Source organism: Arthrobacter livingstonensis, assembly GCF_003219815.1.
In the GTDB taxonomy this organism is placed as follows: domain Bacteria; phylum Actinomycetota; class Actinomycetes; order Actinomycetales; family Micrococcaceae; genus Specibacter; species Specibacter livingstonensis.
The window spans coordinates 48,718-66,017 of sequence record NZ_QJVD01000024.1 but is presented as its reverse complement, the minus strand read 5'-3'; the positions used below and the strand labels follow the sequence as shown (position 1 = coordinate 66,017).

Sequence of the window (17,300 nt, the reverse complement as noted above, 5' to 3'; positions counted from 1 at the left end):
ACTCATCAGAGTAGGTTGGTCGAGAAGACATGGGAACAATCCTTTCAGGAACTGTCTCACATCATTAGTACACCTCAGCCAAGCAGATCGAGCAAGGCAGACTGGTCTAGAGCCATCGTGTGTTTGTGTCCTTTTGTGAGTTCTTTGATCGGTACTCACTGACCATCGCACGATGGCTCTTCACATCAGAAATCCAATGCTCAGCAACCCGAAACTACACCACTCCACGGGACGTAACCAACAGCGCACCACCCTTAGCTCAGTCAAGGTCACCGCACTCGGTCCGTGACACCCGAATCCATGGTGGCATGCAGAGGTTCTGCGGGCTGATCCTAGGTTCGCGCATTCGCTGGCGTCATTAACACGGACGATTTGCGCGTCCGTCATCGAGAATGCGCCTCTTGTGGTTATCGATGGCCATCCGATTCTGGTTGTGTCCCGCGGAGGAAAGCGCCATTGCGAGCATCAATAGCCACTCCACTACGATGACTAAACCTCATGGTTTGGGGCGTACTTTCAGGGTCGCTCCGATTTTCTCCACGGATGCGAACCAGGAGAGCAGATCTTGATCGATGGCACCGATGACTGTCCTCATGTTGGCAAGCTGCGCCGCGATGCTGCTGTTGATGAGAGGTTCCAAATGGGCCACACGGTTTCGTAGCCGGTAGACGCCGTCGACTGCCCGTTCTAGCTCATGGACCGGGCGCCGAAGATGCGGGAAGGCATGGTGCAGGCCTTCATCCCAGAGCAGTTGTTTGCCGAGGTCCTTGCGGCCTGGCAGGAGGAAACGCCAGGTTCCCAAGGACAATGCGGCAAGAATGTCAGCGTGCAACGGATCGCGCCAGTCCTTGGGCCGGGCCCTAGTTGAATGACCGGCACGGTTTCTGGCTTCTGGTAGGTCCCGGCCAACGATCCGCTCCAGCAGGATAGAAGGATCCAGGAGCCAATCGCTGGCATGAGACATCCCCGTGACCGGATTGATCTGTCCTGCGTTCCAAACGCATAGTTGCTCGTCCAAGGCGTTGCGTAAGACGACCTCAAAAATGTGCAGCGCCTCGTACACCGCACCTGAGAGCTCAACGTTCCACCGGTAGAGCCGCACAGCACCCTGCAGGCTGCCTGCCGCGTCCAGGTACGGCGCCAACCTTGGAGGACTCAGCCGCCTCAGAAGGATCGCCTCAACACTTATTTGTTCGCGCCTGTTCACAGTAGTAAACTGTAGTAGAAGACAGGGGCAGGTTCCCTGTTATGGATTACTGAGGGTCCCACAGCCAGGAGCTGCGGGGCCCTCAGCTGTTAACGCCTGTCACGAATTCTGCTGTCATCGTCGTCGCCCATTCGCTTGCTGGTAAGCCCCGCGGATATTCCGCGACCTATTAACTGTTCGCAATTTGGCTTACAGACTTGTTCCCAAATTGGGCTGACCGGGGCGTCGAATGGGACGCAACCGGTCCCCAAATCATGGCCGATAGCGCTCCGCTGGCCCACCAACAAATCACCAAAGAGCATTCTCACCGCCCATCTTGGCCGCACGTCGGGCGGGACTCAAGCCACAGCGTGAACAACACGAATTATTGAGGCACGACGGCCGTTCATTCACAACCGGTGACATGTCATCCATCGTGTCGATGAACCTGCAAACGGCTATCAAACAGCAGCTCGGGCGCTACGCTGCAGGGCCTCGTCACGTTTTACTCACGTTTTTGAACGAAAACCGACCACAAATCATGACATATCAAGGGACCCCAACCAGGCCCTACTCCCCCGGAAACTAGCAGTTTTTGACGGTCAACGAAGACCGTTGGCATGAGACTCCTGAGTTTCTCTTGGCCGCCGGTTCGAGTCCGGCCCGGGGCACAACATGCCTCTGACCTGCGGTTATGCTTCGCAGGTCAGAGCCATTTAAGACCAAAAACGGCCCAGGTCATCTTTTACTCATCTTTTTCAGCAAAATTTTCCTGGATTTCCGGTCATCTATTTCAGCGCGGCTCACTCATCTTTTTGACCCCTGTCCCACGATGCGAGCAGCAGTTATGAGGAACTTCTGGATCCACATGGACCACCGCCACGCCATTGAAAGGTGCTGGATTGCCAGATCGGCAGTAGCCACCTTCGCGGACCAACCGCTGAAGCTTTAATGAACTCCGCTAGTTCACGGCAATACCGTATCTGAGGTGGGACTCGAACCCTGAATTAGCCCCTGCAAACACATGGCACCCGCGGAAAATTGCGGATACCCGCCCCAGTTCGACGCTATCCGAACCCTTCCGGCGGAAAATATGTTGACACTGTCAACGCTCCCATTGAGCCAACGGGCAGGCTTTGACTGAACCGGCTACATTCAGGCTTGATAGATGGCGCTTGCCGCGCCGGCGGGCGCGGCGCCGATGCCTTCAAGGTAAAGTTCTTGCCCTCTTATTGACACCATCAGCCGCACTGCTCTGCCGTGGTCGTCCACACAAACGGGGAACACCGACTAGCCCTGATCCTGATGCTCTCGGATGAAAATCTATGAAAACTATTGCAAGAGAATGAAAGCACTGTGAGAATCGTCATATCAGCAATTCAAGGCTTCGAGAGGAGGCGGTCATGGCAGCAACTTTGAAGCACGTCGCGGCAGCTGCCGGAGTGTCCCTGGCAACCGCATCCCGTGCCTTCAAGGAAGCGGAGCTTCTCGCACCCAAGACGCGCGAACGCGTGCTGGAGGCTGCGATCACGGTTGGCTACGACGTCCCCTTGTCGTCGCGCTCAAAGACTATTGGCGTGATAGTTCCCGACATTGCCAACTCTGTTTACGCAGCCTTGATCAAATCCATTCAGCACAGCGCCTGGTCGGGCAGGCACCGGATGCTGCTGGCGGACACCAATGAAGATCCAGCCCGCGAGCTCGAAATAATCGAAAGCCTCGGGCGTACAGTTGACGGCTTGATCATCTGTTCGCCGCGGTCTGAGGGCGTCGCTGTCAAGCAGGCAATCGGGCAGATTCCGGCAGTCGTCATCAACGGACAGGTGCCGGGAGCCATTTCGGTCCTCATGGACGTCCGGCAAGGCTTGCGCCAAGCCGTCGAACACTTACACGCCTTGGGACATCGGAGCTTCGTTTACGTGCCAGGACCCGCCACTGCCTGGGCAAATCGCACCCGCTTTAAGGCCCTATCGGAGCTGGCCGCTGAATGGAATATGTCGCTTTCGACAGTAGGTAATCATGCAGCCAGCATCCAGGGTGGTTTAGCCGCGGCAGCCGCGGTCACGGCCAGCGGGGCGACAGCAGTTGTGGCGTACAACGACCTTGTTGCCCTGGGAGTCGAGTCGGGGATCAGGTCCATGGGGTACACCTGTCCGGGCGACTTCAGCATCCTGGGCATCGACGACCTGGACATAGCCGCCGTCTCGGATCCGGGGCTCACTTCCGTCCGCATGGCCATCGCCCAAAGCGGGGCGCTGGGCCTGGAACTTATTCTTGGCCTTATCGACCGGAAGCCGCAGACCCAGCCACAATTCCTCCTGGAATCGCAACTGATTGTCCGCCGGTCTACCACCGCGGTGGCACCCGTCACGGACGACGCCGGCCCTCCGTCCATCACCGCTGCGGCAACCTGAAGCAACTCCTCTACTTCGTCACCCGCGGGGGAAAAGATGGACCGCTTCTTCGGCCCGGACCAGCTACCTCCCCTTCACAACAACCCCACTCGGTGGGTCCCTGTCCCGCACCCAAATTCAGTGTCATTCACCCATCAGATTGAGAGTAATTCCGATGTTCAAAGCCATTCGACCAGCACTCCTCGTGGGCGCACTCGCCCTTGCCCTGGTCACCACCGCTTGTGGAGGAACCGCTGGCGCCGACAAGCCCACCGCCGCAAAATTTCCGGCCGGCTCGACGATGGCGTCGATAGCCGCGGCAGGGAAAATCAAAATCGGCGCCTCACCCAACCAACCGGGCCTCGCCGAGTTGAACCTTCAGGGAAAGTGGACCGGCTTCAACATCGACTTGGCCGAGTACCTCGTTTCCCCCATGGGCATCAGCAAGGACAGCATCGACTGGGTCAACACCACGGCGGCAAATCGCATCCCTTTCATCCAGCAGGGCAAGATCGACATCTTCGCCACCGCGCTGGCCATCACTCCGGAACGCGTCAAAACCATCGCGATCTCCGGTCCCTACCTGTCGACCAAGCCGCAGTTGATTGTCCGCAAGGGCGATGCAGCAAAAATGCAATCCCTGGCCCAGATTCCCCAGGGCACTAAAATCTGCGTTCTCCAGGGCAGCCAGGGGCAGCCACGTGTCGCTAAGGAAATTCCCCAGGCTTCCATTGTCGAATTCAACGTCCTGACCAACTGTGTCCGGGCCCTGGAGCAGGGAACCGTTGACGCCGTGGATTCCACCGCACCACTTTTGGCCGGATTCGTGTCCGAGAAGCCCAATGTTTTTGAATTTGCACCCATGACTTACGGCGACGGTGAGCAGTGGGGCATCGGAATGGCCAAAAATCGCCAAGACCTGTGCGAGTTCTTCAACACCCGCCTCGAAGGCGCCTTCAAGGACGGCACCATCACCAAGCTCTGGAACGCACACATGGGCAAGTCCGGCCTGGCCGCCCCCACGGAGCCAAAACTGATGGCCAATTGCAAGTAACTGGCAATGATGTCGCGGCCGGCCGTACCGGCCGCGACATCCCCCGACTCGTCAAAGCCACTGTCAAACCATTGAAAGGAGGATCGTTGAAATGAATGCCGTCATTGAGAACCTCGGAACTTTCTGGTCCGGGTTCGTCACAACACTTGGGCTGGTTGCCCTTTCCGGAGTGTTTTCATTCCTGGGAGGCCTGCTCTTGGCCTCATTCGCCATTTCAACCAACCCACTGCTGCGGCGCATCAGCATGGCTTACATCGGGCTCATGCGTAACATCCCTGCCGCTGCCCACCTGTTTTTCATGATTTTCATACTCCCCCTTTTGGGAGTGAAGGCTTCGTTCTTTGCGCTGGCGGTAGCCGGAATCACTGTCTACTTTTCGGCCTATTCCTGCGAGGCGATCCGCTCGGGTATCAACGCCATCGGCAAGGGCCAGCTTGAGGCTTCCCGGGCCCTGGGCCTGAAGAACCGCCAGACCCTGCGCCTGATCGTCCTGCCACAGGGTCTGAGCAATTCCGTACCACCGCTGATCAACACCACCATTGCGCTGGTCAAGGTGACGGCCATTGCGGGCGTGTTTGGGGTGACCGAACTCTTTGGAACGATGCTTCAGCTCATCAATGTCAATGACTCCGCCGTCATTGCCTTGATGGTCATGACCGCCATCATGTACTCGGTCATCACCATTCCGGCAGCCCTGGCGGCTGCCGCAATCGAACGAAAGGTGGCGTTCGCGTCATGATGTCCACCGAACTTTACGACCGCCCGGGCCCCATTGCACGACGTCGCGCCCGGCTTTGGACCGCGGCTGCCGCCGTCGTAGCACTCGCCATTGCCATCTGGGCGGTTGCCAAGCTTGCAAGCCAGCACGTCCTTGATGGGGATAACTGGATTGTACTTACCCAACCCGACGTCCTCTCGGCATTGTTGGCAGGGCTGCTGGCCACTTTGAAGGTCGCAGGCGTTTCGGTCGTCCTGTCACTGGTGCTTGGCCTCTTCATTGCACTCGGGCGCATGTCCAAGCGGCGCTGGCTCAGTGTCGCTTCCCGGGTCTGGATCGAAGCCCTTCGCGGGCTGCCGGAATTGTTGCTGATCTTCTTTATCTACCTCGGATTCCCGGCAGTGACCGGGGCGAGCATCAGCACTTTCTGGGCTCTCGTCGCCGGCCTGGTCCTGTATGAGAGCGCTTCCATGGCCGAGGCCTTTCGGGCAGGTTTTCTGGCCCTGCCCAAGGGCCAGTCAGAGGCTGCCACAGCGCTTGGTGTCCGCTATGTCAAAAACCTTCGCTACATCCTCCTCCCCCAGGTCATCCGGCAGATCCTACCCAACCTTGTCAGTGAAATGGTGCGAGTCACCAAGGCTTCGTCCCTGGGTTTCGTCATTGGATACGTAGAACTCCTTCTCACCGGCGAACAGGCAATTGAATATTTGGGCGGCCAGTACGCCGTCCCCATCTTTGCTGGGGTCGCCGTCCTTTACATCATCATTTGCCTGATCCTGTCGCGGGTGTCCCACATCCTCAGCAAGCGCCTGAGCTAGGCCGGCCCCGGCGGGATGCACCATATCCGGCGCCCACCCGTCCGGGTTGAGAATTCCCACTTCCCCAAGTTGTCTACCGCAAAAGCCCAATCGAGGTACAAAAAATGCAGTCGAACGAAGCAATGATCTCCATCAGGGAGGTCAACAAATACTATGGCACCTTCCAAGTCCTGAAAGACATCAATCTGGAGGTTAAGCGCGGCGAAGTGGTCGTAGTTCTCGGGCCCTCGGGTTCGGGAAAGTCCACTCTGTGCCGGACCATCAACAGACTCGAACCCATCACCTCCGGAACCGTCGCCATCGAAGGCCGGGTGCTGCCGGAGGAAAGCGGCCCGCTATCCGAGCTGCGCAGCGAAGTGGGAATGGTCTTTCAGCAATTCAACCTCTTTGCCCACATGACAGTGCTTGAAAATGTCATGTTCGCCCCCGTGCAGGTTCGCCGGCAGAAGCGGGAAATTGCCCGGGCCCGGGCCCTGGAACTTCTGGAACGCGTTGGTGTGGGGGCCCAAAAAGACAAGCGGCCCGCCCAGCTCTCCGGCGGCCAGCAACAACGAGTAGCCATCGCCCGCGCCTTGGCCATGGATCCCAAGATCATGCTGTTTGACGAGCCAACATCCTCCTTGGACCCCGAAATGATCAAGGAAGTTCTTGATGTGATCGTCGAACTGACCAAAGCGGGCATGACCATGGTCGTCGTCACCCACGAGATGGGCTTCGCCCAGACGGCAGCTGACCGCATCGTCTTCATGGCCGCCGGGGAAATCGTCGAGGAAAGCACTCCGCAGGAATTCTTCAGCAACTGCAAAACCGAACGGGCCAAGGAATTCCTCAGCAAGGTCCTCTAAACCCCCCACCCAAACCCCTGGCCGCGGCCTGCCGGCACCGCCATCCTTCACAGCCACACGGCACCGCCATGCCATCCGCCACCCTAGATTGTTGAGGCCCCTCCCATGCCCCGCACCATTGTTGCCGCCGACGTCATTGTCACCAGCCCGAGCCGAAACTATGTCACCCTGAAGATCACCACCTCCGACGGCGTCGTCGGCTGGGGCGACGCCACCGTCAACGGCCGGGAACTGTCGGTAGCAAGCTACCTCAAAGACCACTTGGCCCCGGCCCTGCTCGGCCGTGATGCCGACCGGATCGAAGACACCTGGAACTACTTTTACAAGGGGGCCTACTGGCGCCGCGGTCCCATCACCATGGCCGCCATCGGCGCCATCGACATGGCCCTCTGGGACATCAAGGGCAAGGCCCTGGGTGTCCCCGTCTACCAATTGCTCGGAGGTGCAGTCCGCGACAAGATCCTTACTTACACCCACGCCACCGGCTGGGACCTACCCGAATTGCTGGACTCAGTGGACGAGCGCCGCGGGGAGGGATTCCGAGCCGTGCGGGCCCAGGCCGGCGTACCCGGACTGGACAAGGTATACGGGGTCACCAACGGCACTGCCAGCTACGAACCCGCCGGACGCGGCACAGGACCCGTTGAAGAGGGATGGGACACCGCCTCCTACCTCCGCCATATCCCGGACATCCTCGCAGGCGTCCGCGACCATGTGGGCCCGGAGCTGAAGCTGTTACACGACGCCCACCACCGGCTCAACCCCACCGAAGCGATCCGCCTCGCCAAAGCCCTGGAGCCGGTGGACCTCTTCTGGCTCGAGGACGTCATTCCCGTCGAAAACCAACAGCTCCTTCGAGAAGTCCGGCGCCAGACCAGCATCCCTCTGGCCATCGGGGAGGTGTTCAACACAGTCTGGGACTGCCAACAGCTCATCACCGAACGCTCACTAGACTTCATCCGCACCGCAATCGTGCATGCCGGCGGCATCTCCCACGTCCGCAAAATCCTGGCACTCGCCGAGGTCTACCAAGTCAAGGGCGCCCCGCACGGCCCCTCCGATGTCTCCCCGCTGAACATGTCAGCCTCCCTGCACCTGGGCCTGGCCACCACCAATTTCGCCATCCAGGAATTCATGGGCTATGACCCCCTCGTAACCGAAGTCTTCCAGTCCAGCTACACCTTCGACGACGGCTACCTCCACCCCGGCGATGAGCCCGGACTGGGAGTGACCTTCGATGAGAAGGCCGCCGCCCAATTCCCGTACAAACAGGCGTACCTGCCCATCGCCAGGGACCTCGACGGCACCATGAGGGACTGGTGACCACGATGCACCCTTCCCTGCCCCGACTGTCCCTGTCCACGACGGGGCTCAACACAGCCCCGACGGCCCCCTCACCGGGGATCGTCCATCTGGGACTCGGCAACTTTCACCGCGCCCACCAGGCCGTCTACACCGATGCTGCCATCAAAAGCAGAGGCGGCGACTGGGGCATAACCGGTGTCTCCAACCGCTCAAGTGCCGTCGTTGACGCAATGAAGGCCCAGGACATGCTCTACACCGTGGTGGAGATTTCACCCGAGGGGCAGCGATTCTCCGTGCCTCGGGTTCATGTTGAGGCATTTGTTGGCGCCCGCGACCTGGAACGGGTCCCCCAAGCCATCGCCGCTGCATCCACCAAAATCGTGTCGCTGACAGTAACTGAACACGGCTACACGTACAGTCCGACAAGCGGCGGACTGAACCTGGCAGCCGCTTCGGTGCAACACGACCTAACCACAGGCAACAACCCGTGCACACCAGTGGGACAAATTGTGCGTGGCCTCCAACGACGCATGAACACTCACGGATCGCCCATAACAGTGCTCAGTTGCGACAATCTGGCCAACAATGGCCACCACACCCAGCTCCTGGTCAACGAGTTCGTATCCCATCTGCCCGCCGTCGAGTCATCAGAGTTAACGCAGTGGATCAACGCCAATGCAACATTTCCCTCATCCATGGTAGACCGGATCGTCCCGGCCACTACGGACAGCTACCGGGAAGCCGTTGCCGCAGCAGTCGGCTATACGGACACCATCCCCGTTCCCGCGGAGCCCTTCACCATGTGGGTGCTCGAAGACAACTTCGCTGCAGGCCGGCCCTCATGGGAGGCCGGCGGCGCCATTTTCTCTACAGAGGTGGCCAAATACGAACAGCTCAAAGTTCGCCTCTTGAACGGAACACACTCTCTCATTGCCTATCTCGGAGCCCTCTCCGGAGCCGCCACCATTCCAGAGGCCGTGGCGGTCGATTACATAGAATCCGCAGCCAGGTCAGTCCTTCAAAACGAATACCTGCCAAGTGTCTGCGTACCCGTTGGAGTCAACGTGACCGACTACGAGGAGCAGCTCTTTTCGCGCTGGCGCAACACGGCGCTGGGTCACAAGACGAGCCAGGTGGGCTCGGACGGCTCCGTGAAGTTGGGCCAGCGAATCCCCCGTCCAGCGTTGGAACTTCTGGCCAGCGGCAGCCTTCCGCAGCACTTGGCCCTGACCGTCGCCGCCTACATTTCCTGCATCTCCCCTCTGGCCGGATTCGATCCGGGTCCCGAGGCCGCCACCATGGAAGATCCGGCACGGCAGCTGTTGACGGGCCTGGCTGCGGAATCGGGTTCCGGCCGACAGCTGGCCCGAAAGATTCTCGGAACCCACCACCTGCTCGGCGAGAAGCTGGGCGGCCAGGACGACTTCATCAATCGCACAGGCGACCTCATAGACATCATCCACAGGCACGGACCAGAAGCCGCAGCCCGCGACGCACTGGCCGCTGGCGGCCCAAGACTCAACCTTCGAACACCAACAAGGAACTGACCCATGCCCTCCCCCACGGATCCAATCCTCCCCACCCGTCCGGCGCCATCGGACACCCTCCTCCGGACCCGAGTTATCGCCGTGCTACGTGCCGCCCATGCGAGCGAATACAGACCAGTCATCCAGGCCTTGGTCGACGGCGGCGTGCAAAGCATTGAACTCACCCTCAGTACCTCCGGTGTCATCGATGAACTCCCCGGCTTGCGCACGGAGTTTGGCAGTGATGTCGAAATCGGGGTCGGGACCGTCACAACCTCCGGTCAGGCCCACGCCGCTATGGATGGTGGCGCGGACTATCTGGTAACGCCCATTACCGAGCCCGGCATCATTGAGGCCGCTGTCACGCGTGGCATCCCCATATTTCCGGGTGGACTAACCCCCACCGAGCTTTACCGGGGGTGGGCATTGGGCAGCACGGCCGTCAAAGTGTTCCCCGCTGCCACGGTTGGACCGTCCTACATCGCCCAGCTCAGGGGTCCGTTCCCCGGGATTAGGGTGGTTCCCTCGGGAGGCATAGCCATCAAAGATGCCCCCGCGTGGATTCATGCAGGCGCGCTGGCCGTCAGCCTGGGCGGGCCCTTGATCGGGGACGCCTTCGCCGGGGGCTCCCTCGCCTCACTCACCCAAAGGGCAGCACTTGTGCGCCAGCTGGTCGATGAGGCAGGTGGCACACTATGAGGCGCGATCTCATAACGCCCTACGTAGTGACTTTTGGTGAGACCATGGGCCTCATCAAATCCGACCAGCCTGGTCCATTGGCCCACGCCACGTCGTTGAGCCTCGGTATCGGCGGTTCTGAGTCCAACGTTGCCATCGGCCTGCAACGCTTGGGCGTCGTGTCCGTCTGGTGCGGAAGGGTGGGGGACGATGCGCTGGGCCAGCGCGTCATCCGCGAAATTCGGGCCGAAGGCATCGATGTGTATGCCACAGTGGACGCGACGGCAGCCACCGGATTGATGCTGAAGGAGCGTCGAACCTCGTCTCTGCAGAATGTGACCTATTACCGCAAGGGAAGCGCCGGCTCCAAGATCAGTGCAGCCGACATTCCAGCATCGCTTATTTCAAGTGCGACGCTCCTGCATATCACCGGCATCACCCCAGCCCTGTCAGCCGAAGCCGCGCAGACAATGCAATATGCCATTGACACAGCCCGGGGTGCCGGCGTGCCCATTTCGCTGGATCTGAACTACCGTCGCGCACTTTGGTCGGAAGAAGACGCCGCCGTGGCCTACCGGGAATTGATTCCCCAAGTGAACATCGTCTTCGCCAGCGACGACGAGGCAGCCATTGCCGTAGGCGCCTCCGACGGTCCAGCTGATCTAGCCGCGAAGCTGACAGCCATGGGACCAAGCGAGGCCATTATCAAACTGGGTGCCGAAGGGGCCCTGGCAATCATTGACGGTGCCGAATACTTCCAACCGGCAATCCCCGTCGACGTGTTGGATACCGTCGGCGCCGGAGATGCCTTCGTAGCCGGCTACCTGACAGAATTGGTCACGGGACAAACGCCGGAAGTGAGATTGAGAACGGCCGCCAAAACAGGCGCCTTCGCCTGTCTGGTACCCGGCGACTGGGAAGGGGCACCACGTCGGAGTGAACTGGATCTCCTGAACAGCAAAGAACCAGTGTCCCGATAGCGCTCAGACACCCCTTGGTCTCGACAGGCAGACCCCTACGCCTCTTATAAGCTTGGCAGGCCTTGCCGAAGGACTCAGGTACAACTATGAGGCAAGTTTCGACTTGAACTTCCCTACCATTGCGGGTCTGCCTTCCGCTAGGCAACGGTTGTTTTCACGACCATATGGCCGCTTCTCATTGAACTCGATGCCGAGATCAAGGTAGCGACGACGGCTATGGATGCTTCTACGACCGGGTTGTTCTTCAGCTTGGCCGTGCGTTCAATCGCAAGGAAGGAAAGTTGCTCAAATTTAACGTTTCCACTCACGTGGTAGAGGGGCTCTTCAGAATTCAGGGTGTAGTTTCGGTCTGAATCCGCCAGATTCGAGCAGTGATCTGGCGACATAGTTGGTGAGATTGCGGAAGCCGAGGGCGGATCCTCGGAGGTGTTCCAGCCGGCCATTGATCGCTTATGCCGATGTTTGGGTTATGCCGACATTGTGGTTGTTTGTCTTGGTTGGGGCCGGTTCACTCGGAGCCTTGTCGGCATAATTAGAGGCCTGCGAGCCAGGTGAGGATGTCGGGTCCTGGGATGTAGTTGCCGGGAATGACTTCTGGTGGTCTGGTCTTTTCCAGTGCGGCATTTTTTGTTGCCATGTCGGCGTGGAGGTAGATGTCGGTTGTGGAGGTTTGCTCGTGGCCAAGCCACAGGGCGATGACGGTGATGTCGACTCCAGCGTGCAGGAGGTTCATGGCGGTGGTATGGCCGTTATGTGGAATTCCACATAAGCGGCACACCACCCGGGCGCGCCTCCAGTTCGTGTTGGCGGGATAGCCCGTATGTGTGTCGGCGTCGACAGCGGATTGGTGGCGGCTCGGCAAAGCGAACCGGCCGGGGTGCGGCGTGCCGTCAATGATGGTGAACGGGTCGATGACCAGCGGCTGAGGCCAATGACTGTATCGCATGCCGCTGGCCTGGCGAGGCCCCCTATTCCGCACCGGGGACCAGACGTCTCCCAGCGGCAGAATTCCCACTCACGGTTCCTCAAGCGGCGCGCCTCTCGCGAGTGCTGAGGGTGGCCACTGCCTCGGCGTCGCTGGCTTCGGCTCGTATAAAATAGTCCGCCCATTCCTGGGCGTCGGGATAACCGGATTCTGCGCGAACCAGTGCGACTGCGGCGTCAACATCCATTCGGATTCGATGAAGCGTAACGGATCCGCCTTCCAGCCATTCGACGCCAAGCCGGACGGCGTCGAATGGCTGTGCTGGGACGTGGCAATCGCCGCGCCCCACCAGTCTGCAACGCCGTCATCGGCTGAGGGCGGTTTCTTGGTTGATTCCGCTGAGCTTGTCGGGATTGGCGATTGAGTAGACCCGTGTAATTTGTCCGTTCTCCACGGTGAGGCTCGTAATGGCAACGAGGTGCCCCTTCAACTCAAGTCGAATCCCGGGCCGACCGTTTATCCAAACCGCGGAAGCCACGAATTCGCCTGCCGCTTTGGAGATGCCTCCGACGAGAAAGCGCGCGAGTCGATCTGCGCCGATGATAGGGCGACGAGCTGCCCCTGGTACATTTCCGCCGCTGTCGGCAATCGAGACGACGTCGGGGGCGAGCAAGTCCATGAGGCCCTGAAGATTGCCCGTGTTCAGCGCGGCCACGAACCGGTCGACGACGTTTTTGTGTTCGGCGCCGACTACACGTATTCTCGGCCGCCGCGCCGAGACGTGATCCTTGGCGCGGTGTTTGATCTGCCGCACGGCCGCCGGGGTTTTCCCGACGGCATCCGCGATTTCTTCGTAGGGCACCTCGAACACCTCGCGCAGGACGAAGACGGCGCGTTCAGTCGGGGTGAGTGTCTCAAGCACGGAGAGCATGGCGATGGAGATGCTCTCCGCGAGCTCGGCGTCCTCCGCGACGTCAGGACTGGTCAGGAGCGGTTCGGGAAGCCACTCCCCCACGTATTCCTCTCGTCGCCGCGAGACGGTGCGGAGGTAGTTGAGTGCCTGCCTCGTGACGATGCGAACGAGGTAAGCCCGCGGCTCCCGGATCACGGCCGGGTCGACCGACACCCACCGGAGCCAGGACTCTTGCAGCACATCCTCGGCGTCGGCGGCCGAGCCGAGGAGTTCGTAGGCAACGGTGAATAACAAGCTCCGGTGGATGACGAACGGATCGTCATCGGGACGCGCGGCGCGGCTCATTCCCATAGCCTACTCGGCGGCCGAGCCGGCCGACGGCACGGCCAACGGGGGCAGGCCACACGCGGCGGCGAACTCCTCGGAGTGGATGCCGAGCGCGACGTTCATGCGAGCCGTCATGTTCATGGCGGCCACGCGGGCCGCGAGCTCGACGAGGGCCGCAGGCCCGAGTTCGCCGAGGAGCGCCGCTGACAGCTCATCCGTAACTGCCGGCGGCGTTTGGCTCGCCGCCTCCGCGTACTCCATGACCTGGCGCTCTAGCACCGTGAAAATGTTTGACTCCCGCCAGCGGGGCACTTCGCGGACCTTTGTCTCGTCAAGTCCGCGATTGTGCGCCATGAAGTAATTAATGTCGAGACAGAAGCTGCAGCCGATCGTGGCAGCTGATGCCATGGCCGCGTACGAGGCGAGGTCTGGTTTAAGCTCGCGCCAACCATCGACTTTGCGCCCGAACCCCATGGTGCCCTTCATGACGGCCTGGTTGTGCCATAGCACGCCGATAGATTCTGGTACGTGGCCCACCATCTTGCGGGCTGCGAACTTCATGATCGTTCCGTACACGCCGGTGATCTTAGTCGCGGGGATACGCATCTCGTTGGTCATGTCTACTCCAATGTCGTGGATGGGTCGAGTCCTTCAACATAAAGACACCGACCAACACGCGGGTGTGACATTTGCTCCGGGGCGGGCGCCAAAAATGCAGAAGCGATCCACGCGCTAACCGCGAGCCAGCACACAGCGGGTCCACCAATTCCCACAGGGCGTTCGGCTTGCGGGCAGAATCCATGGTGGATATTCGAGTCCAAGTTATTTCTACTGTGAGCGTTGTCCGCGCAAGTCGCGTGTGGAATGTTTGTACAGTGAAAGATCTCAGGATTAGACGGCTCGGCCGAGGCGATCTGACGGCAGCGCGCGAGCTGTTCACGATGATGGTGGACATCTTCGAAGAGGGTGCCACGGAAGAGGACGTTGGACCGCTCACTGACGACTATCTCGACCGGCTCCTGGACCGAGATTCGTTCTGGGCCTTCATAGCGTTCATCGGCTCCGACATTGTCGGAGGCCTCACAGCTCATACGCTGCCGATGACTCGATCCTCCTCCTCGGTAGTCTTCATCTACGACCTCGCGGTTCGTCTGGAATACCAGAGGCGTGGCGTCGGAAGTCTGCTGATTCACGAACTGCGCGACTGTACCGCGGCGGCAGGCATCCGCGAAGTGTTCGTCGCAGCAAACAATGAAGACACGCACGCTCTCGACTTCTACCGGGCCCAGGGGGCTGTGGCCTCCCCGGTCACATTCTTCACCTTCACCCCTCGGTAAATGTTCCGCTTACCGAATGGTTCCTTTCGTTGCTCGGTATCCGCGGAACCGTTGGCTAAACCATTCACCGCCGGATTCACTCCGACGCAGCACCGCGGGCAGTTTTAGATGCCCCACAATTGTTCATGTGCCGTCAAGGTGGGCTTCGGCGAGGATGGGCTCGAACAGTTCCACGGGGTTGCCCGACGGGTCGTCGAGCAGAACCTGCTTGCCGTCTATGCCGGTCACGATTTCGTTGCGAAAGTGGGTTCCGGCTGCGCGCAGCGCCTCTACGGTTGCCGCAATGTCGGAGACCTCGATGGAGAAGCGATTCCATCCACCCGGCACTGGGATTGTGCCATCGGGCATGGACTGACCCCCTCCGGGCCCGCTTCCGGGTGCGCTCAGCACAAGGCGCAGGTCACCCCTTGCGAGCATGGCGAAAGCCGGAGCGGGGTGCATCACTTCGTGAAAACCGAGATGCCGGCAGTAGAACGCGATGGCGGCGTCCACGTCGTGGACGATGTACCGGACGCTGACTGTTGCCACCTAAGTTTCTCCGTAAATCGTTATCCAAATTCTAATCCTGAAACCCGCTTCCGCCGCTCAACCGAGCACTCCTGCCTCTTTTTGGCATGCTTCGCTTACTCGCGCTTGAGTGAAAGTGCCAGGCTGGGCACGAGGAAGGAGAGGAGGAAAACCGGCAGGATGCTTTTCCCGCTGCATCGGTAGCTGGCGGTTTCACCGTCGACGACGTCGAAGGTCTTGGTCCGGCTCGTGTTTCGGCCCTCACGCACTTGCACGGTGTGATGCCCGGGGATGACGGGAATGTCAATGCTCTGGTTCAGCTCAAGGGAACCAACAGGCTTCCCATCTACCAAAACGCCGTAAGTACCGCGGCGGACTTCCACCCCGATGGTTTTGTGTGTCAGCTTCAGCGTCGCAGACATTTTTGTTCTCCTTTTCTTGACTATGAGTGCGTCGCGACAGCCCCTTGGAGGCGGTCGCAAGATGCAATAAGGAACGATCCGCCGCTACCGCCCGAGCGGTTCGAGGTGTATTTGTTTGGCAAGTTCGTACGCTTCGTGAAGATCACCGTCGCTCTCGACGAAGACACGCCCGACGACGAGCACGGAATCCGTTGGCGAAGCAATCTGTGTCGTCCCATCCGGGACGGTGCCTTTCCATCCCGGTCCGTTAAGAACATAGTCACCGGCCCTCGTGCCCGTGGTGCGTTTTCCAACATAGGCAAAATTTGAACTGCGCGCGGGATCGGTGAACTGCACGCTGTAGTACCGGCCGGACATGTCAGGGACATGCAGGACTTGTGGCCCCTTCGCCAGTTCAAGCCAGCCGCCAACGTAAAGCAGGTCCTCGGCCCCGGTGGCCATAAGGCTCCCTCCAGCCCCCGAGGGCGCGGCAGTCTCGGGTACGGCGTAGAGAGTGTTGATGGGGATCGGTCCCCCGCCCAGCCCCTGCTTGAGGATCGCCCTTTTGTAGCCGTTGACCGTCAGGCGCGGCCAGAAGTAAAGAAAGGCCGGCAGCGCGAGCAAGTAGACGATGACCGCCGCTACGGCGAGGACAACCACGTCATTCCATCCGTGCGAGACCTTCCGGTAAATGACCCAAGCGAATATAGCCAGTATGACGACAGTGATGGGATATCCGTATTTCAAAATCAGACGGTTCATCTCACTGCGTCCTCACCACTGGCGGAAGGCTGTAGGCTCCGTTGAGAATCGCCGCGCCAGGCAAATATGCGCGCAGCATCAGCTTGAAATTACCGGTAGGAGTTGAGAGCCAGTTGTCTTCGTTTCCACTCTGAGGCCCCGGCGCCTTTGGCTGGAGGTGGATATCAATGGAACCGTCGGTGTTTTTTGCCAATTGTGAACGGTCACCGACACTCTGGCGTCCAGTTGAGCTGGTAACCATGTACCCGACCACATCGGTCGGCGTGAGTGACCAGAAACCGTCATTCGGAGGCAGTTGCCCAGGTGGGAAATGCAGGACGTAGGCATGCCTGCCGCTGAGCGTCCGCCCGGAGCCATCCTTCGTGGTCGTCCAGTAGGCAGCCTCTTCAAAAACGTTCACGACGGGCAGTGCCTTGGCACAGGCTGCCCTCACGAGGATCCCATTACCGGGCTGGCCGCATGCGCGGATGGCACTCCATCCGTTGACCGTCGCTGTGATCCGCCTGCCCACGGCGTTCATGATGAGGATTGCCGTCAAGAATGCCATCGTAGCGCCGATGATTACCCCCTGCACCACACCGGAACCAGTGACCCACACGAGAATATTTCCCATATCCGCACACTA

The 17,300-nt window shown here is 59.9% G+C and carries 20 protein-coding genes; 10 read left to right on the top strand and 10 right to left on the bottom strand.

The genetic code is table 11. The annotated features are described in order from the left end of the window. Positions 1–496 precede the first annotated feature (496 nt). The gene (locus CVV68_RS18265) at positions 497–1,144 is read right to left on the bottom strand and encodes a hypothetical protein (RefSeq protein WP_211320902.1); all 648 of its coding nucleotides are present in this window, start codon (positions 1,142–1,144) and stop codon (positions 497–499) included. Positions 1,145–2,589: 1,445 nt separating this feature from the next. On the opposite strand from CVV68_RS18265, the gene CVV68_RS18260 reads away from it, so the two are divergent. From CVV68_RS18260 to CVV68_RS18220, 9 genes are all read left to right on the top strand, one after another. Next, positions 2,590–3,600, top strand: coding sequence for a LacI family DNA-binding transcriptional regulator (locus CVV68_RS18260; protein ID WP_110502430.1), 1,011 nt, complete (start codon positions 2,590–2,592; stop codon positions 3,598–3,600). Between the two features lie 154 nt (positions 3,601–3,754). Beyond that, positions 3,755–4,633 (top strand): transporter substrate-binding domain-containing protein, encoded by an 879-nt coding sequence (locus CVV68_RS18255; protein WP_110502429.1) that lies wholly within the window; start codon positions 3,755–3,757, stop codon positions 4,631–4,633. 91 nt (positions 4,634–4,724) lie between these two features. Further along, positions 4,725–5,372: an amino acid ABC transporter permease gene (locus CVV68_RS18250; RefSeq protein ID WP_110502428.1), complete on the top strand. Its 648-nt coding sequence runs from the start codon at positions 4,725–4,727 to the stop codon at positions 5,370–5,372. Continuing rightward, entirely contained in the window at positions 5,369–6,169 is an 801-nt protein-coding gene (locus tag CVV68_RS18245) for an amino acid ABC transporter permease (protein WP_110502427.1), read from the top strand. Before CVV68_RS18250 ends, CVV68_RS18245 begins: the two co-directional genes overlap by 4 nt. 104 nt (positions 6,170–6,273) lie before the next feature. Then, positions 6,274–7,014: an amino acid ABC transporter ATP-binding protein gene (locus tag CVV68_RS18240; protein WP_281268305.1), complete on the top strand. Its 741-nt coding sequence runs from the start codon at positions 6,274–6,276 to the stop codon at positions 7,012–7,014. Positions 7,015–7,119: 105 nt separating this feature from the next. After that, on the top strand, positions 7,120–8,337 hold the full coding sequence (manD, locus tag CVV68_RS18235) for a D-mannonate dehydratase ManD (protein ID WP_110502425.1): 1,218 nt from the start codon (positions 7,120–7,122) through the stop codon (positions 8,335–8,337). Between the two features lie 5 nt (positions 8,338–8,342). Then, positions 8,343–9,866, top strand: a complete 1,524-nt coding sequence (locus CVV68_RS18230) for a mannitol dehydrogenase family protein (RefSeq protein WP_110502436.1) — start codon at positions 8,343–8,345, stop codon at positions 9,864–9,866. A gap of 3 nt (positions 9,867–9,869) precedes the next feature. Then, positions 9,870–10,544 (top strand): bifunctional 4-hydroxy-2-oxoglutarate aldolase/2-dehydro-3-deoxy-phosphogluconate aldolase, encoded by a 675-nt coding sequence (locus CVV68_RS18225; RefSeq protein ID WP_110502424.1) that lies wholly within the window; start codon positions 9,870–9,872, stop codon positions 10,542–10,544. Next, on the top strand, positions 10,541–11,503 hold the full coding sequence (locus tag CVV68_RS18220; RefSeq protein ID WP_110502423.1) for a sugar kinase: 963 nt from the start codon (positions 10,541–10,543) through the stop codon (positions 11,501–11,503). Before CVV68_RS18225 ends, CVV68_RS18220 begins: the two co-directional genes overlap by 4 nt. A 137-nt stretch (positions 11,504–11,640) precedes the next feature. On the opposite strand, the gene CVV68_RS24355 is transcribed toward CVV68_RS18220, so the two are convergent. The 5 genes from CVV68_RS24355 to CVV68_RS18200 all read right to left on the bottom strand — a co-directional run bounded on the left by CVV68_RS24355 (position 11,641) and on the right by CVV68_RS18200 (position 14,286). Continuing rightward, positions 11,641–11,946 (bottom strand): hypothetical protein, encoded by a 306-nt coding sequence (locus CVV68_RS24355; protein ID WP_245933632.1) that lies wholly within the window; start codon positions 11,944–11,946, stop codon positions 11,641–11,643. A gap of 89 nt (positions 11,947–12,035) precedes the next feature. Next, entirely contained in the window at positions 12,036–12,449 is a 414-nt protein-coding gene (locus tag CVV68_RS24350; protein WP_110502422.1) for a tyrosine-type recombinase/integrase, read from the bottom strand. Between the two features lie 79 nt (positions 12,450–12,528). Next, entirely contained in the window at positions 12,529–12,675 is a 147-nt protein-coding gene (locus CVV68_RS18210; protein ID WP_211320901.1) for a hypothetical protein, read from the bottom strand. Between the two features lie 117 nt (positions 12,676–12,792). Beyond that, on the bottom strand, positions 12,793–13,692 hold the full coding sequence (locus CVV68_RS18205) for an RNA polymerase sigma-70 factor (protein ID WP_211320900.1): 900 nt from the start codon (positions 13,690–13,692) through the stop codon (positions 12,793–12,795). Between the two features lie 3 nt (positions 13,693–13,695). Continuing rightward, positions 13,696–14,286, bottom strand: coding sequence for a carboxymuconolactone decarboxylase family protein (locus tag CVV68_RS18200; RefSeq protein WP_110502420.1), 591 nt, complete (start codon positions 14,284–14,286; stop codon positions 13,696–13,698). A gap of 257 nt (positions 14,287–14,543) precedes the next feature. Here CVV68_RS18200 and CVV68_RS18195 point away from each other — a divergent pair, with 257 nt between their 5' ends. Beyond that, complete coding sequence (locus tag CVV68_RS18195; protein WP_170133245.1) at positions 14,544–15,005, top strand: GNAT family N-acetyltransferase; 462 nt, start codon at positions 14,544–14,546, stop codon at positions 15,003–15,005. Between the two features lie 123 nt (positions 15,006–15,128). Here CVV68_RS18195 and CVV68_RS18190 read toward each other — a convergent pair whose 3' ends face one another. The 4 genes from CVV68_RS18190 to CVV68_RS18175 form a co-directional block, all read right to left on the bottom strand. Beyond that, positions 15,129–15,533, bottom strand: a complete 405-nt coding sequence (locus CVV68_RS18190) for a VOC family protein (RefSeq protein ID WP_110502418.1) — start codon at positions 15,531–15,533, stop codon at positions 15,129–15,131. Between the two features lie 95 nt (positions 15,534–15,628). Continuing rightward, the gene (locus CVV68_RS18185; protein ID WP_110502417.1) at positions 15,629–15,934 is read right to left on the bottom strand and encodes a hypothetical protein; all 306 of its coding nucleotides are present in this window, start codon (positions 15,932–15,934) and stop codon (positions 15,629–15,631) included. An 84-nt stretch (positions 15,935–16,018) separates the two neighbouring features. Further along, positions 16,019–16,675, bottom strand: coding sequence for a DUF1254 domain-containing protein (locus CVV68_RS18180; RefSeq protein WP_110502416.1), 657 nt, complete (start codon positions 16,673–16,675; stop codon positions 16,019–16,021). Position 16,676: 1 nt separating this feature from the next. Beyond that, positions 16,677–17,288, bottom strand: a complete 612-nt coding sequence (locus tag CVV68_RS18175; protein ID WP_211320899.1) for a DUF1214 domain-containing protein — start codon at positions 17,286–17,288, stop codon at positions 16,677–16,679. Positions 17,289–17,300: the final 12 nt, after the last annotated feature.

Bases quoted from the DNA above. Each gene is read 5' to 3' on its own strand.
- CVV68_RS18260 (WP_110502430.1), top strand. From the start codon at position 2,590: ATGGCAGCAACTTTGAAGCACGTCGCGGCAGCTGCCGGAGTGTCCCTG.
- CVV68_RS18255 (WP_110502429.1), top strand. From the start codon at position 3,755: ATGTTCAAAGCCATTCGACCAGCACTCCTCGTGGGCGCACTCGCCCTT.
- CVV68_RS18250 (WP_110502428.1), top strand. From the start codon at position 4,725: ATGAATGCCGTCATTGAGAACCTCGGAACTTTCTGGTCCGGGTTCGTC.
- CVV68_RS18245 (WP_110502427.1), top strand. From the start codon at position 5,369: ATGATGTCCACCGAACTTTACGACCGCCCGGGCCCCATTGCACGACGT.
- CVV68_RS18240 (WP_281268305.1), top strand. From the start codon at position 6,274: ATGCAGTCGAACGAAGCAATGATCTCCATCAGGGAGGTCAACAAATAC.
- manD (WP_110502425.1), top strand. From the start codon at position 7,120: ATGCCCCGCACCATTGTTGCCGCCGACGTCATTGTCACCAGCCCGAGC.
- CVV68_RS18230 (WP_110502436.1), top strand. From the start codon at position 8,343: ATGCACCCTTCCCTGCCCCGACTGTCCCTGTCCACGACGGGGCTCAAC.
- CVV68_RS18225 (WP_110502424.1), top strand. From the start codon at position 9,870: ATGCCCTCCCCCACGGATCCAATCCTCCCCACCCGTCCGGCGCCATCG.
- CVV68_RS18220 (WP_110502423.1), top strand. From the start codon at position 10,541: ATGAGGCGCGATCTCATAACGCCCTACGTAGTGACTTTTGGTGAGACC.
- CVV68_RS24355 (WP_245933632.1), bottom strand. From the start codon at position 11,946: ATGGCCGGCTGGAACACCTCCGAGGATCCGCCCTCGGCTTCCGCAATC.
- CVV68_RS24350 (WP_110502422.1), bottom strand. From the start codon at position 12,449: ATGCGATACAGTCATTGGCCTCAGCCGCTGGTCATCGACCCGTTCACC.
- CVV68_RS18210 (WP_211320901.1), bottom strand. From the start codon at position 12,675: ATGGATGTTGACGCCGCAGTCGCACTGGTTCGCGCAGAATCCGGTTAT.
- CVV68_RS18205 (WP_211320900.1), bottom strand. From the start codon at position 13,692: ATGGGAATGAGCCGCGCCGCGCGTCCCGATGACGATCCGTTCGTCATC.
- CVV68_RS18200 (WP_110502420.1), bottom strand. From the start codon at position 14,286: ATGACCAACGAGATGCGTATCCCCGCGACTAAGATCACCGGCGTGTAC.
- CVV68_RS18185 (WP_110502417.1), bottom strand. From the start codon at position 15,934: ATGTCTGCGACGCTGAAGCTGACACACAAAACCATCGGGGTGGAAGTC.
- CVV68_RS18180 (WP_110502416.1), bottom strand. From the start codon at position 16,675: ATGAACCGTCTGATTTTGAAATACGGATATCCCATCACTGTCGTCATA.
- CVV68_RS18175 (WP_211320899.1), bottom strand. From the start codon at position 17,288: ATGGGAAATATTCTCGTGTGGGTCACTGGTTCCGGTGTGGTGCAGGGG.